This is a genomic window from Cohnella sp. LGH, from assembly GCF_017671885.1.
GTDB classification, from domain to species: Bacteria; Bacillota; Bacilli; order Paenibacillales; family Paenibacillaceae; genus Cohnella; species Cohnella phaseoli.
The window spans coordinates 7,215,955-7,232,308 of record NZ_CP072117.1 but is presented as its reverse complement, the minus strand read 5'-3'; the positions used below and the strand labels follow the sequence as shown (position 1 = coordinate 7,232,308).

Below are 16,354 nucleotides of genomic sequence, written 5' to 3'. Positions count from 1 at the left end.
GGGACTCGGGATGAAGGTTGGCGATCACGTGGTCTATGTGCAGGACGGCACGCATGGGGTAATCGTCGAAATTCACGACAATCTGTACCATATCATCTGGGAAGATCATTTTAGCAGCTGGGAGCTTGGCGAACGGTTGAGAAAATGGGAAGCGAAGTCGTAGGCGGCCAATGGTCAGACTCATACTGGAAGAGAACCGCGTTCCTCATGGGATCGCGGTTGTTTGTGTTGCCGGAGAACGGCCGGGATGCGGTTCGACAGGGCGGAAGATGAAACTTTACCCCATTCATTGCGTCTATATCAGTTGAACCAAAGACATCGGGAAAATCAGTCCAATGGGCATTGCACATTCAAGGTTCAATCTATACAGTGCCTTCAAGGCGCAGAACATGGAGGGAAAATCTGTGCAACTCATGAGAAAAGCGGCTGGCGCAGCTTTGTCGCTGGCATTGCTTGCTTCGGTTCTGCCCGCTGTCGCCGGCCAAGCCGAGGCGGCAGGGAAAACCACCTACTCGCGCGAGTATGGAATTATGGCTGCGGACAAGACGCCGATCCTCAAGCCCAAGTGGCAGCTTCAAGCCGATGTTGCGGGGGGAGGAGCGTCCGAAATCGCAACGGCGGCCGGCTGGAAAACGAAAATCGCCGACGCTTCCGAGGACGCTTTCTATTCTCTTGCTAGGGACGGAAAAACGCTATACGTGACTGAGCTTGACAGTCTGTCCGCCTATGACGCCTCCACGGGCAAGAGAAAGTGGAAAACCAAATCGCAGGAAATAGGATCGCCTCAATATCAGGGCACATATGGGGGAATCGCCGTCGTATCCGGAGTCGAGAACGGGGCGATAACGACAATACATTTCTACGGCTATGAAGCAGCCTCGGGCAAGCGGCTCTGGGAGCTGGACGGCACGCATTCCGACGTGCTTCACGAACAGGACGGTTACTTGTATTTGCGCAACAATTGGCCCGTGCTCGATAACGGCTTTGCGGCAGTCATCGATAAAGTGGACGTCAAGACGGGGAAGATCGCCAAAACGCTCTCCTATATTCCGGAAGAAGACGTGGCTGGAAACAATGCGGCGGCGGTCATAATCGAAGGAAAATCGATCTACATCGAGCAGATTAAGTCCGGGGGGAGCAAGGTGTCCGTGTTCTCGCTGGATCACGAGCCGGAGAAGCAGACGCCGCGGGTTTACGAAAATCACGAGAAGTTTCTGGCTGGACCTTATGCCGGCCGACTCTATTTCGAGGTCAACCAGAAGCTGATTGGGCTTAAGGATGGAGGCAACGGATTCATTGTCTTTAACGGGCCCGCGAACCCCATCGCGCAGCTGGATTTACTTGGCCAAGCCGCCGTTATCGGGCTAACGAACGGGCAAGTCTATTTGGCTAACGCGTCCACTGGCAAGGTGGCGGGCAAGCTTGTCACGGGTGCGAGACAGTTTGGGACCGCGAAAGTGGAGAACGGGATGGCGATCATTCAGGCCGAGGACCAAATTTACGCCGTAGCTTTGCCCTCGTCTCTGACTAAGTAAAGGAGATTGGCGATCGGGAGTAGAAGCTTTATTTTATCCGTGAAGGGGGAGGGCTAAGTTGAGAATCGTTGGGGTCTCGCTTGCGGGGCTGATCGTTATCCTGGGCCTGACCGCATGCTGGGGCGGGGCGGATAAGCCGAAGCCGGCGGACTCCGCAAGCAGCGGCGTTGTGGCGCTTGAACCGGTCTTCGGAGAAGAGACGTTCGACAAGCCCGTAGGGTTGGAACGGCGGGAGGGCGATCCGGATGCGATCTATCTCGTCGAGCAGCCGGGACGAATCGTAAGCAAAAGTCTAAGCAGACCGGATCAAGCGGCCGAGATCGTACTGGACATCCGGGAGCGCGTGCACGACAAAGGCGGAGAGCAGGGGCTACTGGGGCTCGCCTTCGATCCGCAGCGTCCGAACGACGCCTATGTGAACTACACGACCAAGACGCATACGGTTATTGCGCGGTATACCGCCGACCCGAACGACACGGGAAAGCTGGATCCGGGCAGCGAGCAGGTGCTGCTCACGTTCGAGCAGCCTTATTCCAACCATAACGGCGGTCAATTGGCGTTCGGACCGGACGGTTATTTGTATATCGCGGCCGGAGACGGAGGCAGCGGCGGCGATCCGCAGAACCACAGCCAGAACCTGGACAGTCTGCTTGGCAAAATATTGCGAATAGACGTGAGCGGCAAGACGGGGGAGCTCGCATATGCGATTCCTCCGGACAACCCGTTCCTGGACAGCGGACGACCCGAAATCTATGCATACGGGCTGCGCAACCCTTGGCGCTTCAGCTTCGACGAGGAGAGCGGCAAGCTGTGGGCGGCGGACGTAGGCCAGGACCGCTTTGAGGAGATCAACCTGATCCAGCGCGGCGGCAATTACGGCTGGCGGCTGATGGAGGGGACGGAATGCTATAATCCGAAGAGCGACTGCCAGCGGGACGGTTTAATAGACCCCTTATTCTCGTACGGTCGGGATGACGGCGTATCGGTAACGGGAGGCTACGTATATCGCGGAAGCGATATACCGGATTTGACGGGCTGGTACGTCTATGCGGATTATGGCATGGGCACGATATGGGCGCTGCGGGAGCGGGAAGATGGCAGCGCCGAGCACCGAACGCTGCTGACCTCCGACCACAACGTCACCTCGTTCGGCTTGGATGCGAATAATGAGCTGTACGTCTGCACCGCCGATGGGCAAGTACTCAGAATGACAAAGATTAGGTGAGCATATGACATCCAAGAAAATGAAAATCACGATCGGAGCGGCGGCGTTCGCGGTTCTCGCGGTTGTCGGGTTATATTTCCTGGGCAACTACTTGACGGACGAGCAGAGGCTGCTTGAGCGCTTCGAAAGCTCGATCGACAACGGGCAGCCGGACAAGCTGCTGAGCCTGTTCGCCGCGTCCGATGAAGGCGCGGCTGTAGAGCGCGCGACGGCGGAGGCGATCGTCAGCTATCTCGGTGCGGACGGGCCGGCGAAGCATGCGGTGCTTTCCAGACTGAAGTCGGAAATCGCGCGTTTGAGCGACGGCTCGGCGGTAGCTTCGACGAACGACGGAGAGTCCGCGTTTGTTTATGCGCACAAGAAGGAGAAGAAGCGCTGGTTCATCTTCGACGATTATGAGCTTAAGCTGCGCAGCTACAAGGTTCCGGTAACGACGAATTTCGGCGGCGCGCGGATTATGCTGAACGGGGAAGAAGCGGGAATTGCCGGGGTAGGAGGCTCGACTCTTCAGATGGGCCCGCTGCTGCCAGGGAAATATAAGGTCAAAGCGGTATACGCGGGGAAATATACGACCCTGGAAAATGAGGTCGAGCTGGCTCTGTTCCCTCTGGGAAGCACGGCGCATCCGCTAGAGGTTCCGCTGAAAGGCGAATATGTCGACGTATTCTCGAACAACGGCTTTGCCCGTATTTTCATTAACGGAGAAGATATCGGATTAAGCGTAGAAGAGGGACAGCGGATCGGACCAATCGCGACGGACGGCTCGAATACGATACATGTGGAGGCCGATTATCCGTGGGGTACCGTGAAGAGCGAGGAGCGGCCGATCGACGGCACGCGGGCGGAGTTCAAGCTGTCCGCCTTAACGGACGAGACGAAGGAGCAGATCGTGGATGCCGCGCACGCGTTCGCGTCCAGCTGGTATGAGGCGTTCCGCGAACGCGATGCGGAGCGGCTTCGGAACGTCCATTCGGATCGCAAAGCCGACTTGGCCAGCCATTTCGCCGATATGGTCGCCGGAGACGAGCACTATATCGGGAAGCTGAAACGGGCGGTTTTCGACCGGGATAGCTTGCGCCTCGACCAACTGGACGCTTCGGACTACTCGGCGACCGTGCTGGGTCGACTCGATTACGAGGAAGCCTATTATTACGGAGCGTTCGACTTCAGACCCGATCCGGTCGCCGGCTCGCAGACGATAAGCTATAGGCTTCGTTACGACAACGGCAAATGGATTGTATACGAATGGTCGGATGCCGGCTCCTCGGTTCTTTCCTCGAATGTGAAGAGCTACGAGGGTTAAACCTCGTTTACGTAAATTGATTAATTAAAAGTTGAGGGCATCTATCTCCTTCCACTGCTATATGAGGCAGTGTCCAAGAGATAGATGCCTTTACTTATGAGATAACCTAGATAACCCCGTTTCATTTGTCACGCAAATTAAATTCGTACTTCCAATGGGACATATGTCCTTTTACTCAGGGAATAATGGTTTTACAATGGGTGCAGACAATAGATGTGGACGGTCAGGTGAACGGGATGAGACAAATTCGCGATCCGGCGCTGCTGCGGAGAGTTATGGAAGAGCAGAGGCTGGCCGGCATGTTCGGAGAGAAGACGGAAGCGGTCATGGAGCTATACGAGTTCGGCAAAGGGGAGATGATCTGTCGGGCCGAGGACAGCATCGAACATCTCTTCATGCTGGTCCGGGGCAAGCTCAAAATTTATCGGGTGCTGCCCAACGGCAAATCGATTTTGCTCCGCTTCAACAACCCGCTCAGCCTGATCGGGGACATGGAGATGCTGGGCGACTTGAAGGTCAACAACTCGGTGGAATCGGTGGGGAACACGCTGTTTATCGGCATTAAGCGGCAGGCACTGGCTGATACGGCGAGCGAAGACCCGGCGTTCCTGCGCTTTATTATCAAGCATCTGGCACGCAAGCTGAATACGAACTCCACGGTCGCCAGCCTCAATATTTTGTACCCGGTGGAAACGAGGTTTGCCAGCTATCTGGTCGCGATTACGGCCGACGAGCACGACCGCGAGCGGATCGAGGAGCTGAAAGCATCCAAGCTGACCGAAATCGCGGAGCTTCTCGGAACGAGCTACCGTCATCTGAATCGGGTGATCGCGCAGTTTGTCGCGCAGGGATTGGTCGAACGGTCGAGGGGAGCTCTGTACGTCAAGGATATTGCCGGCTTACAGCGTCTTGCGAGCGGCACATTGTACAGCTAGGGCGTGTATGCAAACCTGCTCAGGGGCTCTTTCACCGTCTTTTCGCCCCCTGCGTCGTTACTTTCGCTTGACGCACCCCCGGTACGCCTTCACAATAGTTCGTTGCATGGAACGAAAATTCGACCAAATCTACTATCCTCGGAGTAGGCATACTCGCCCAAGGAGAGGTGAAGCGAAAATGTTGGGAGCTCTATACGCGCTGATTGCGGGCTTGTTCGTTAGCGTTCAAGGGATATTTAACGTGCGGCTTAGCGAGAAGGTCGGCTTCTGGCTGACGAACGCGATCGTGCACGGCTCGGGTTTCGTTCTGTCTCTCGTCGTGTTCTGGCTCATAAGAGACGGAAGCTTGCATAAGCTCGGTTCAGTCAACAAGCTGTATCTTCTCGGCGGCTGCATGGGCGTCGTAATCGTCTTCACGGCCATGAAGTCGGTTATTGCGCTCAACCCGGCGTACGCAATCGCCATTCTGCTGATCGCGCAGCTGCTCGGAACGCTCGCCGTCGAAAGCTTCGGCCTGTTCGGCGTCGACAAGGTGGCGCTGTCGGCCAACAGATTGATCGGCATCGGCGTTATGATCGCGGGAGTCGCCATTTTCAAGCTCAAATAAGCCGACGTCCGCTTATGCGCGCTCCTTGTTGTCCCGGTACTCGTTGGGCGTAATGCCGGTGACGCTTTTGAATACTTTGAAAAAATATTTCTCGTCGGAGAATCCGATTTTTGTAGCGATCTCGTAAATTTTATACTTCGGGTCCAGAAGAAGCATCTTCGATTTCTCGATGCGCAGCTTTTGCAAATAACGAACGAAATTAACTCCCGTCTTCTTCTTGAATAAGGAGCTGAAATAGCTCGGGTTCATGAAAATTTGTTCCGCTGCGGAGCGCAGCGTGATATCTTGGTCGTAATGGCGTTCCAGGAACTCCACGATGTGGGCAATCGAATGGTTATCGTAGGCCGAGGGCCGGGTTTCCGCCGTTTCGCGAGCGGGACGCAAGAGGCGCTCCGAATCCAACTGTGCGATCAGCTTCGTCAACGCATCATACAGGTTCTTCTTCTTAATCGGCTTAAGCAGGTATTCGCCGACTCCGAGAGAAATGGCTTGCTGCGCATACGAGAATTGGCCGTAACCGCTCAGAATGATCGTTTTGCAGCGGATCCCCGCTTGGGCCAGATCGGCCAGCAGCTCCAGTCCGTCCCCGTCCCCCATGCGAATATCCGTGACCAGCACGTGCACCTCCTGTGCGCCTGCGATTTCCAGCGCCTGCCTTCCGCTGGAAGCTTCAAGAATGGAAACGAACCCCAGATCCATCTCCTGGATAATCTTCTTGATTCCCGTCCGGATAATATCCTCGTCCTCTACAATCAGCAATCGGTACATTTTGTTCGCCTCGCTTCTATAAGATGAAGTTCGCCGGCAGGATCAATGCGACGATCGTTCCCCCGCCCGGAGTAGCGTCGATCTCCATGCCGGCCGAGGAGCCGTAGCAGTAATGAATGCGGTCGCGCACGTTCGCAAGCCCGATGCTTCCCGAGCGGGAGCCAGCGCTGGCCGCTTCCCGGGCGACGATCGGAACCGGTTTCTGGTCGGGTTCGCGGGACAGTCGGTCTCGGAGCGCATCCAAACGTTCGGGAGAGATCCCCATGCCGTTGTCCCGCACCTCGTACCGAATCAGATGGTTGGGCAAATCTTCCGCCGAAATGCGGATCGTCAGTCTGCCGCTGAATCCGCGCATGCCGTGAACGATGCAATTCTCGACAAGGGGCTGCAGCAGCAGGTTCGGAATCCGAAACGCCATTAACGATTGCGGAATGGCGCATTCCAGGCTTACCCGTTGATTCAACAGCAGGTTCTGGATGTGCAAGTAGTCTTGAATATGCTCAAGCTCCGTCTCGAGCGCGATCGCTTCTTGGCCGTTATAGATGTTGTATCTCATGATGTTGCCCAGTGCGGCAATCGCGTCGGACAGCTTCGCCTGGTCTTCGGTCTCGGCCATCATGCGAAGCGTCTCCAACGTATTGAACAAGAAATGCGGGTTGATCTGCGCTTGCAGCGCTTTAAGCTCCGCTTCTTTCTGGGACACTTGCGACTTATATACGCGATTGACCAGGTCGTCGATCTGTCCGGCCATCGAGTTGATATTCACAGCGAGCAAATCGATCTCGTCCTCGCCTTTGACGGGGATGCGCACCTTGAAGTTTCCGTTCTGGATTTTGCGGACGTTGCCGACGATGCGCACGATTTTCTTGATCAGCAGTCCGGCCAGCGCGAACGAGAGAATGGCGAGCAGAACGGTGAGCAGCAGGATCAGCAGCAGGAACGCGTCTCTCGTCTTCGCCCACGGACGATTGATCTCGGAATGGGTCAAGAGTCCGACGAGGGAAGTGTGCAGTCGATCGATGGGCTGAACGGCATAACGGTAGGAAACGCCGTTCAGCTCCATGTTGCCTTGGCCGGCAACGGACAGATCGATTCGCCGGAAAGCGTCGCGGCTCGCCTGTTGTGTCGTCGATTCGTCGAACTCACGGGGAACGGACAGCAGTTGGCCGCTCCAATCGACAGCGAACACGCCGCCGGAGGGCGACAGCGCCATAGAGATCGACTTGGAGAAGAAGCGATCGATGTCGATCTCAAGCTCCAGATACGAAGTTTCCCCGGCGAAATCTTCATTGATCGGGTAAAACAGCGAATACACCGGATCATTGCTTTTTTTGCCGTAAGGATAATCTCGTTGCACATGCCAGCTTTCCCAATAAGGGTACGTCGTCTTGATGCGTTCTTGCAGGGTACGGAACCAGATTTCTCCCGAGTATCGCGAGACCGGCAGGAAGAAATCGCTTTCAGGAAGCGTTTCGTTAACGGTAAAAAACCGAAATTCCCCAATGTCTTGATGCGTGGACGCAAACCAGGACAGCAGCGATTGAATCGAGGTGTTCATGACGTCGATCAGCTCGGATTGGTCGTAATACCTTTTGAGGAGCGCCTTCTTCAGCACAATGTTCGTGGAAATCAAATAGCCGGTTTTCTCAATGTCGTCAACCTCTTTGTTGACGGCCGTTTGGAGTTGGCTCATCGTTTGGTCGACCGACTGGATTCGCTCTCCGCGCATGGGCACAATGACTTCGTTGTAGATCCACACCGCGCTGATCGAGACGGGAATAAGCACGATCAGGATATAGGAGAGGAACAGCTTGGACTTGAAGCTGAACCTGCGGAACCGGCCGGGCAGCGGAAGCAGTCGCATGGGCATCACCTGGTTTTATTGTAGGGGATGCTCGGATATTCGTCCATACGATGGACGGGCCGCGAATCAAAGAGCCATAAATCGTCGACTAAACCCAAAGATATTCTCCTGATTTCGGAAAAACGAGCGTCTACAATGGAATCAGCCGCCACGAAGGAGCAATCGAAACAAGGAAAGGGGAGATCCCGGTGCATCCTAGAAAAATCAAATCCTCTCGCGGATGGGATAACCAGCTGATTTTGCAGTTGATGCTGTTGCCGGCGTTGTTGACGCTGTTGATTTTCAGCTATCTTCCGATGTTCGGAATTGTAATCGCATTCAAAGATTATAACGTGCTCGACGGCTTGTTCGGAGGGGCTTGGGTCGGGTTCGATCATTTTCGCGAGATGTTCGGCGACGAGCGTTTTCATAGCGCCTTGCGTAACACGCTGGCGATGAGCTCGATCAAGCTGGTCGTCACGTTCCTGGCGCCCGTCCTGTTCGCTTTGATTCTGAACGAGCTTCCGCTTGCGCGCTTCAAAAAGTGGACGCAGACGCTGACGACGCTGCCGCATTTTCTGTCCTATGTCATCATCGCCACGCTGACGATGATTTTCCTGGATCCGAAGGGAATCGTGAACGGACTGCTGCAAAGTCTCGGGCTGACGAACGGTCCGATCGAGTTTCTTGCCGAGCCGGGACATTTCTGGACGCTGGGAGCTTCGCTCGATCTGTGGCAGGAGACGGGATGGGGAGCGATTATCTATCTCGCCGCGATTACCGGAATCAATACGGAAATCTATGAGGCCGCGAAGGTGGACGGAGCGGGAAGGCTGCGAACGATCTGGCATATCAACTTGCCGGCGATCCGCAGCACGATCATGGTGCTGCTCATTCTCAACATCGGAAGTCTGATCTACGGAGGCTCGAATTTTAACCAGTCGTATTTGCTCGGCAACGTATTTAACCGCGATACTTCGTACGTGCTCGGCTACTACACGCTCGACAACGGGCTGCTTCAAATGCGATACGCCTTCGCGACGGCGGTCGATCTATTCCAGTCGTGCATCTCGCTTGTCCTGCTTCTGGCCGCGAACTGGGCCGCCAAGAAGATCAACGGGAGCAACATTTTCTAGGAAGGGGGCGATATATCGATGAACGCTATCAAGCTGACATGGGAGGACAAGGCCGTTAATGCTGCTGCCGTGCTCATTGCGCTCGTTCTGCTGATCGTGGCGGCTTATCCTCTTTATTACGTATTGATTAATTCGTTGAACGACGGAGCGGATGCGGCGAGCGGCAACATTTATTTTTACCCGAGAAAATTCTCGCTGGAAAACTATTCGATGGTGTTCATGCAAAACTATTTGATTACCGGCTTGGGCATGTCCGTAGCCCGAACGGTCGTCGGAACCGCGGCCGCGGTGCTCGTCACCGCGATGGCGGCCTACGCGCTGACCAAGGAGAACCTGCGATTCAGGAAGCTCTACCTGGCCATGGCGATTGTGACGATGTACTTCTCCGGCGGACTTATTCCGCTCTACTTTGTCCTGAACGAGCTTCATCTGCTGAACAATTTTCTGGTGTACGTTCTGCCGTCGTTGTTCACGTTTTTTCACTGCCTGCTGTTCATGGCGTTTTTCCGCGAGCTGCCCAAGGAGCTCTACGAATCCGCTTATATCGACGGGGCGAACGACCTGTACATTTTTTTCAAGCTGGTCATTCCGCTGTCCATGCCGGTCGTGGCCACGATCTCGCTGTTTGTGGGCGTTAACCATTGGAACGATTACTTCGTTCCTTCGTTCTTCATCTCTCGGGAAAGCTTGCAGACGCTGCCGGTCATCCTGATCCGTTTGTTGTCGCTCAGCGAAGCGCAGCAGCAGATTCAGCAATACTTGGGCAATCATCAGTCGAAGGTCACGATGGAATCGCTGCGCTATGCGACGCTGTTCGTCTCGATCCTGCCGATTACGCTGCTCTATCCGTTCGTCCAGAGATTTTTCGTCAAAGGCATGCTCGTAGGATCGATCAAAGCCTGAGACAAGCTAAGAAGATTTTGGCTGGCTGGTCTATCGCAAGGCCGGCGAGTTAAAATAAATAGAATACTAGGAGGTCATCTCGCATGAGAAGCATGAGAAAAAGCAAAATAAGCTTCGCCTGGTTCATTTGCGCGGTTCTTATCGCAGGTCTGCTTGCCGGTTGTTCATCTAACAAAGGAAATTCGGCTTCATCGGAGCCGGCCGCGACCGGGTCCGCGTCCACTAGTCCATCGGAATCCGCCGCAGCATCGCCGCAAGCGCCGTCGACCGAGCCGATCACGTTCGACATGTACGTCAACTTTTCGTGGTATGCATTGAACTGGTCCGATCCGGCCGCTAAGAGCATTACGGAGAAGACGGGAGTAACCCTCAATATTACGAAGCCGGTATCCGACGATAATCAGAAAATCAACATCATGCTGTCGAACCGCGAGCTTCCCGATTTCGTGCTGTTGGATAAGTCCGATCCGGCTTTGCAGCGGATGATCGATGGAGAGATGCTGTATTCGCTAGACGAACTGATCGATCAATACGCGCCAGAGATGAGGAACGTTCTGCCGGAGGAGGCGCTGACCAATTACAAATCCGCCGACGGCAAAACCTACAAGCTGGTCAGTTTCATCGAAGGCAAGCAATACCAGGAGTCCGCGAGAAAATACAACGCGCTCATCGGCTCCAATCAAACGTCCTGGTCAATCCGCAACGATTATTGGGAAGAGATCGGCAAGCCGGACATCGGAACCCAAGACGCGTTCATCGCGGCGCTGGAGCAGATTCAGGCGCTTCATAAGGACAAGATCGGGTTCTATACGAGCGCAAGCGGCATTCCGAACGCGAAGCATCTGACCGAAGTCGTCACGCTCGGAACATCCGCGATGCTCGGCGTTCAAGGACTCGTCAAGGAAGGCGATACGCTGAAATCGGGGCTCAGAAGCGCGGAATACCAGAATGTCATTCAATTCCTGAACAAACTGGCGATCAAAGGGCTGCTAACCAAGGACTCCTATATCGATTCGAAAGATATTTCCACACAGAAAATGAATAACGGAGATGTCATCTCCTATGTATGGACGATCGGAGACGGAACGAAGGTGCCTGCGGACAATCCGAACACTTCCTATGTTGTAATGGCTCCGTTCCCATCCTATAAACAAGTAAGAGACGGCAGCGGTTGGACGGCGATCGCCATTCCGAAGACGAACAAGAACCCGGAGCGGGCGATACAGTTCCTGTCGTTCCTGTCCTCCCAGGAAGGCCACAAGCTGACGAAATGGGGCGTCGAAGGGGAGACTTACGTGGATGCCGCGCAAGGTCCGCATTACCGCATGGTCGACGGCAAAGCGACGTACCTGCCGGAATATTGGGCGGAGAAGCAGAAGGACTGGTCCGGCGTCGCGGAGAAGAACGGCCTCTCGGAATATTGGCTGACCGCCAACTCCACCTGGTGGAACGAACCGGAATGGGATGCGAGCGATCCGCAATTCGCCGAGTACAACAAGTTGTTCGCCGATTATGTCGAATACGATCCCTCAATCGCCGGCATCACGCTGGATTCGTCGACGCCGATCGGGATCGTGGAGAAGAAAATCATCGACTTGTACTCCAGCTATTATTCGAAAATGATTTTCGCCAAGGATGAATCGACGGCGATGAGCCTGTACGCGGAATTTATCGAGAAGGCCGACAAGCTCGGCTTGGCGGACGTGGAGCAGGCCTGGACGGACATCTACAAAGCGAACAACGCGAATCGATAATAGAGACGGAGAAGATCGGATGGACGCAGTGCGGGAAGCGACAAGGTTCGGCATCGAGCCGGATACGGGCGAAAATACGGCCGATCGGATTCGGGCGTTCATTCGCGACGGTTTGAATGAAGGAGTGCGAGTGTTCAGGTTTAAGCGCGGACGGTACGAGATTGCGGACGCCAAAGCGATCCAGGATTTTGAAACGCTGATGGCGGGCAATGGTTCGTGGGATCTGGGAGACGACACGGAGAACAAGAACGTTCTGATCCGCGCGGAAGGAATAGAGCGCATCGTCCTGGATTTTCAAGGCTCCACCTTAATGTGTCATGGGCTGATCCAGCCGTTTTGCTTCAAAAATTGCAGTCGCGTCGAAATCCGCAATGTCGTCGTCGACTGGAGCAGACCGCCGTTTTCGCAAGGAAGGATCGTCTCGGTCGACGAGGACGGCTTCGAGATCGAATTCGATTCCGAATATCCCGTTCGTTCAGGGATACCGGTCGCAGGACTGATTGATTATATCCCGGGAAGCGATTACCCGCTGCGCGGAATGGTGGACTGGTTCCATATCGCAGAGCGCACGGAGTTGACGGGTCCGCAAACGTTGCGCGTAACGCTTAAGGAATCGCTGCGCGCTCGCATGCGGGAAGGCGGTGGCGGCAACCGTGCGGTTCCGGGGATCGGAATGTCTGTCATCGTACGGCATGTCATGAATTACAAGGCGGCTTTCCTGTTTTACGGCTGCGATCGCGTCGAGCTGGAGAATGCGACTGTCTACGCCGCGCCTGGGATGGGCGTGATCGGTCACAACTGCGGCGATGTCTCGATGCGCGAGCTTCGAGTCATGAGACGGCCCGGAAGCGGGCGGATCATGAGCGCCAACACGGATGCGACGCATTTTATAGGATGCATGGGAACGATCGAGTTCGACGATTGCCTGTTCGAAGGGATGGGGGACGACGCAACTAACGTGCACGGCTTCTATCTCAGCATCAGGGAACGCAAGGGGGACGATACGCTCCTATGCGGAGTGGATGCGGACATCCAATCGGAATGTCCGGAAGTTCCCGTCGTCGGCGACGCAATCGAGTTCACCAGTCGTCGCGACTTGCAGCCTTATGCGACGCTGCATGTACGCGAGGTCGAGACGGATGAGGATGGGGGCATCGCTCTGCGCTTCAAAGAACCTCTTCCGGAGCGGTTCTCTGTGGAAGATCTGCTCGCAAATTCGTCGCGAATCGCCAAGCTGCGATTTCGCGACAGCATCGTCCGCAACAACCGCGCGCGGGCTATTCTGGTGCAGACTCGGGACGCGGAGATTTCCGGAAATACGTTCGACCATTGCACCGGAACGGCCATCCACGTGAACTGCGCGGACGGTTGGAAGGAATCGATCTCGACGGCGAACGTGACGGTGACGCGGAACGAATTCCTCTCGTGCGGCTTCGGAGCAGGGACGTACCGTAAAACATCCGCGCTTGTCGTGATGACGGAAAGCGAGCGTGCCGGCCTCGGAACTCACCGGTCGTTCGCGTTTACCGACAATTTCATTCGTGGCAACGGCGCGGTCGCCGTTAGGCTGGAGTCGTTGGATACGGCTTTGGTTAGGGGCAATCGTTTCGAGGAAGCGGGGGAGGCAGTCTCCATCGACGAAGCGAGCTGCGAACGTGTTGTTGTGGAAGAGTAAGGGGCTGTTCCATAAGACAGGTCGTACAAGATGATCGATGATAAAGGTTAAGGTGGATGTATCTCCCTACGATGCTGTAAGCCCCTGAAATAGGAACGGGTAAATCCGTTCCTAATTTCAGGGGCTTATGAGGCAGTCTATGCGCTACAACGTACCCGTTTCAGAACCGCATGAGGCAGTCTCTAGGCTATTCATGACTCAAAACGCTTTCAACTAATTACCAGTAGTTATCCGCACAATCATCGAGGACGCTCAAGTGACATACAACCCTTCATTTTGTTCGATTTGTACGATTTCCCCTACAAACTTCCGTCGTTTGCGCCTGAGCAGAGCAGCTTTGTACGACTTTTCGAACAAACGTCCGCCGTTTAAGCCTGATTCGAGCTGTGTTGTACGATTTTCCGCACAAACTTCCCCGCGTAAACCCTTGTGTGCAAATAGATCCGCCGCCATTCCCTTAACTAACGAGCCTCTTCCTTAAATTGACTCAGGAACGGCTTAGGGATGTCCGTCTCGAAGCGCATCGGCTTGCCGGTCGTCGGATGCTCGAAGGCAAGCACGCGGGCGTGAAGGCCAAGGCGGGAGAACGGCTTTGTCTTCGCACCGTACTTCTTGTCGCTGGCGATCGGATGACCGATGTCCTGCATATGGACGCGAATCTGGTTTTTGCGTCCGGTTTCCAGCTCAAGCTCCACCAGGGAGTAGTTGCGGCTCGCTCTCAGCACCTTGTAGTGCGTGATCGCATGCTGCCCGTCGTTCGCTACGGGACTGGAATACATTTTCAGCGTCGACGTTTCCTTCAGCCAGGACGAGATCGTTCCGCTGGCTTTCTTAACAAGGCCCTCAACCAACGCGACATATTTCCTCTCCGTAACGACATCCTTCCAGTTGTCCTGCATTTTTTTCTGAATCTGCTCGCTCTTGGCAAACATCATGACGCCGGACGTCTCTCTGTCCAACCGATGGAGCACGAAAATACGCGCTTTGGGATCGGCCTGACGAACGTGGGCGGTCAGCTGCCGATAGGCGGTCAGCTCGGTTTCCTGCGCGGTCGCGATCGACAGCAGTCCGGCGTCCTTATGAACGACGATCACCGCATCGTCTTCGTGTAGAATGCGCAGGCCGACAAGAGGCGCTGACGCCGATGAGCGAGTTTTGCTCACGGTCACCGTCTGGCCGGGGCGAAGCGGATGGTTGTACTGCTTCTCAATCCGATCGTCGACCGCGATCTGACCGTGAGCGAGCATAGATTTAATGCTGTTGCGTCCTTGCGGCGCAAGCTTGACCAGCAGAAATTCCAACAATTCGCCGGGCTCCGTTACTTGAAGCCTTCTGGCGGGCGCAGGCTTGCGGCTCGGAGAAGCCGCTGCTTGCCGACGGGAGCCTTTAGTTTCTTTTCTCATATTTAAAGTTGATCGTTCCTCTCGCATCTTGGGATGATTGTAATCGATTGATTATACCTCATTTAGCCGCACGAACGAAATTCACGCTATAAGACAGCGTCTGGGCAGTTCCTGATTTCGAGAGCAGCCCGCGAATCGTCACTTGATAACGATCCCCTTCCTTATACTCCGCAATGCCGCCCGGTCGGAAAATAATCGCAGTCCCCGAGCCGTACCCGTTCGTATCCACGTTAAAGTAATTGCCCTTTTCAGCCACTTTGCCGGATTTCGAATTCAGCGTCCACGTTTTCCGATCGCTCTGCCGTACGACCGTTACTGTGATCTTTTTTGCCTCCGGCGCCCGGAATTTCGCTTCGTTCAGACTGATCGACCAGGCGTAGTTCGGACCGAATACCTCCAGCGGGAACGCTCCCTGAGCGGGATAAGGGACATAGTTGTAGTCGGGCACTTTGGTCCTGCTCTCGTCGAACACTTGCATGACGGTATAGAGCCATCCCGACTCGCTTGCGGCCTGCCCCAGTCCGATCCGCTTCAGAGCCGGATTCAGAATCCATCTGCGATGCCCGACCTCGGCCAGATTGCTTGTATCGGAATCTTCCATATAGGCGTCGATCGACAGCGCCATCGTATGATCCTCATAGCCGTAGTAAGCATACAGATTGGACGCGGACGCGGATTCATACCCTTTCTTATAGAAGGCTTGAGGCATGTCCGCCGGTCGAGCCGGCTCATGGCTGAAATCGTCGTCTGCGGCGAGCAGCACCGCGCCATGCTGAGCTTGGTCATTCAAGCTGGCCGTCGCGCTCAAGTCGTAAGGAAGGCCGCTTATGAAGCGGTAGAAGTTGACGGCGTTCACGCCGTCCCGGATGTAGCCCGACTTCAGAGAGCCTGGAGCGTACGGCTTGCTGACGGAAGGCAGACTCGCATACGGGTTCTCGTAATCCGCCGCAGGCTGCATCAGCTTTTTCCATTGAGCGGAGATTTCCTGCACGCTGCGGGCCGGAAGGCCGGACGTCAGCGGGGTTGTCGCGGAGGAAACCGTCCAAGGCTGCGGAAATAGCGTTAGGACGAGCAGCGAAGCGCACACAAGCGCCAATCTTTTGATTTTCATAGGAACAGCTCGCTTTCAGTGGGTTTTCTGGATGGCTGAGCAGGTACGCAGAACGGTTAATTAAACGGTAAGCATAAGTTTTACTTACAATCATTCGCCATAAGGAAAAAAGATTCCTTCCAGGTATTGACGATAGGTGTTGTGCACTGTATAGTG

14 protein-coding genes are annotated in these 16,354 nt (G+C 55.0%); 10 read left to right on the top strand and 4 right to left on the bottom strand.

Translation table 11 applies throughout. The features are described 5' to 3' along the window. Nucleotides 1–10 precede the first annotated feature (10 nt). From J4772_RS29810 to J4772_RS29785, 6 genes are all read left to right on the top strand, one after another. Entirely contained in the window at nt 11–163 is a 153-nt protein-coding gene (locus J4772_RS29810) for a hypothetical protein (RefSeq protein WP_209072679.1), read from the top strand. Between the two features lie 250 nt (nt 164–413). Further along, nucleotides 414–1,535, top strand: a complete 1,122-nt coding sequence (locus J4772_RS29805) for an outer membrane protein assembly factor BamB family protein (RefSeq protein ID WP_247741243.1) — start codon at nt 414–416, stop codon at nt 1,533–1,535. A 58-nt stretch (nt 1,536–1,593) separates the two neighbouring features. Continuing rightward, on the top strand, nt 1,594–2,760 hold the full coding sequence (locus tag J4772_RS29800) for a PQQ-dependent sugar dehydrogenase (RefSeq protein WP_209072677.1): 1,167 nt from the start codon (nt 1,594–1,596) through the stop codon (nt 2,758–2,760). Nucleotides 2,761–2,764: 4 nt separating this feature from the next. Beyond that, nucleotides 2,765–4,063, top strand: a complete 1,299-nt coding sequence (locus tag J4772_RS29795) for a TcaA 3rd/4th domain-containing protein (RefSeq protein ID WP_209072676.1) — start codon at nt 2,765–2,767, stop codon at nt 4,061–4,063. Nucleotides 4,064–4,263: 200 nt separating this feature from the next. Then, the gene (locus J4772_RS29790; RefSeq protein WP_209072675.1) at nt 4,264–4,998 is read left to right on the top strand and encodes a cyclic nucleotide-binding domain-containing protein; all 735 of its coding nucleotides are present in this window, start codon (nt 4,264–4,266) and stop codon (nt 4,996–4,998) included. A gap of 178 nt (nt 4,999–5,176) precedes the next feature. After that, entirely contained in the window at nt 5,177–5,605 is a 429-nt protein-coding gene (locus J4772_RS29785; protein ID WP_116059798.1) for a DMT family transporter, read from the top strand. A 12-nt stretch (nt 5,606–5,617) separates the two neighbouring features. Here J4772_RS29785 and J4772_RS29780 read toward each other — a convergent pair whose 3' ends face one another. After that, on the bottom strand, nt 5,618–6,373 hold the full coding sequence (locus tag J4772_RS29780) for a response regulator transcription factor (RefSeq protein ID WP_209072674.1): 756 nt from the start codon (nt 6,371–6,373) through the stop codon (nt 5,618–5,620). Between the two features lie 16 nt (nt 6,374–6,389). After that, on the bottom strand, nt 6,390–8,237 hold the full coding sequence (locus J4772_RS29775; protein ID WP_209072673.1) for a cache domain-containing sensor histidine kinase: 1,848 nt from the start codon (nt 8,235–8,237) through the stop codon (nt 6,390–6,392). Between the two features lie 188 nt (nt 8,238–8,425). Here J4772_RS29775 and J4772_RS29770 point away from each other — a divergent pair, with 188 nt between their 5' ends. From J4772_RS29770 to J4772_RS29755, 4 genes are all read left to right on the top strand, one after another. Continuing rightward, entirely contained in the window at nt 8,426–9,352 is a 927-nt protein-coding gene (locus tag J4772_RS29770) for an ABC transporter permease (RefSeq protein WP_246016440.1), read from the top strand. An 18-nt stretch (nt 9,353–9,370) separates the two neighbouring features. Further along, nucleotides 9,371–10,255: a carbohydrate ABC transporter permease gene (locus tag J4772_RS29765; protein ID WP_209072672.1), complete on the top strand. Its 885-nt coding sequence runs from the start codon at nt 9,371–9,373 to the stop codon at nt 10,253–10,255. Between the two features lie 83 nt (nt 10,256–10,338). Continuing rightward, nucleotides 10,339–12,009 carry an extracellular solute-binding protein gene (locus tag J4772_RS29760; RefSeq protein WP_209072671.1) on the top strand — a complete coding sequence of 557 codons (1,671 nt, stop codon included), beginning with the start codon at nt 10,339–10,341 and terminating at the stop codon, nt 12,007–12,009. A 19-nt stretch (nt 12,010–12,028) separates the two neighbouring features. After that, complete coding sequence (locus J4772_RS29755; protein ID WP_209072670.1) at nt 12,029–13,684, top strand: right-handed parallel beta-helix repeat-containing protein; 1,656 nt, start codon at nt 12,029–12,031, stop codon at nt 13,682–13,684. A 461-nt stretch (nt 13,685–14,145) separates the two neighbouring features. Here J4772_RS29755 and J4772_RS29750 read toward each other — a convergent pair whose 3' ends face one another. Together J4772_RS29750 and J4772_RS29745 are read right to left on the bottom strand one after the other, a co-directional pair. Beyond that, nucleotides 14,146–15,087, bottom strand: a complete 942-nt coding sequence (locus tag J4772_RS29750; protein ID WP_247740889.1) for an RluA family pseudouridine synthase — start codon at nt 15,085–15,087, stop codon at nt 14,146–14,148. A gap of 58 nt (nt 15,088–15,145) precedes the next feature. Further along, nucleotides 15,146–16,198 carry a CAP domain-containing protein gene (locus J4772_RS29745; RefSeq protein ID WP_209072668.1) on the bottom strand — a complete coding sequence of 351 codons (1,053 nt, stop codon included), beginning with the start codon at nt 16,196–16,198 and terminating at the stop codon, nt 15,146–15,148. Nucleotides 16,199–16,354: the final 156 nt, after the last annotated feature.

Excerpts from the sequence above, each read along its gene's own strand:
- J4772_RS29810 (WP_209072679.1), top strand. The coding sequence starts at position 11 with ATGAAGGTTGGCGATCACGTGGTCTATGTGCAGGACGGCACGCATGGG.
- J4772_RS29805 (WP_247741243.1), top strand. The coding sequence starts at position 414 with ATGAGAAAAGCGGCTGGCGCAGCTTTGTCGCTGGCATTGCTTGCTTCG.
- J4772_RS29795 (WP_209072676.1), top strand. The coding sequence starts at position 2,765 with ATGACATCCAAGAAAATGAAAATCACGATCGGAGCGGCGGCGTTCGCG.
- J4772_RS29785 (WP_116059798.1), top strand. The coding sequence starts at position 5,177 with ATGTTGGGAGCTCTATACGCGCTGATTGCGGGCTTGTTCGTTAGCGTT.
- J4772_RS29780 (WP_209072674.1), bottom strand. The coding sequence starts at position 6,373 with ATGTACCGATTGCTGATTGTAGAGGACGAGGATATTATCCGGACGGGA.
- J4772_RS29775 (WP_209072673.1), bottom strand. The coding sequence starts at position 8,237 with ATGCGACTGCTTCCGCTGCCCGGCCGGTTCCGCAGGTTCAGCTTCAAG.
- J4772_RS29765 (WP_209072672.1), top strand. The coding sequence starts at position 9,371 with ATGAACGCTATCAAGCTGACATGGGAGGACAAGGCCGTTAATGCTGCT.
- J4772_RS29760 (WP_209072671.1), top strand. The coding sequence starts at position 10,339 with ATGAGAAGCATGAGAAAAAGCAAAATAAGCTTCGCCTGGTTCATTTGC.
- J4772_RS29755 (WP_209072670.1), top strand. The coding sequence starts at position 12,029 with ATGGACGCAGTGCGGGAAGCGACAAGGTTCGGCATCGAGCCGGATACG.
- J4772_RS29750 (WP_247740889.1), bottom strand. The coding sequence starts at position 15,087 with ATGAGAAAAGAAACTAAAGGCTCCCGTCGGCAAGCAGCGGCTTCTCCG.
- J4772_RS29745 (WP_209072668.1), bottom strand. The coding sequence starts at position 16,198 with ATGAAAATCAAAAGATTGGCGCTTGTGTGCGCTTCGCTGCTCGTCCTA.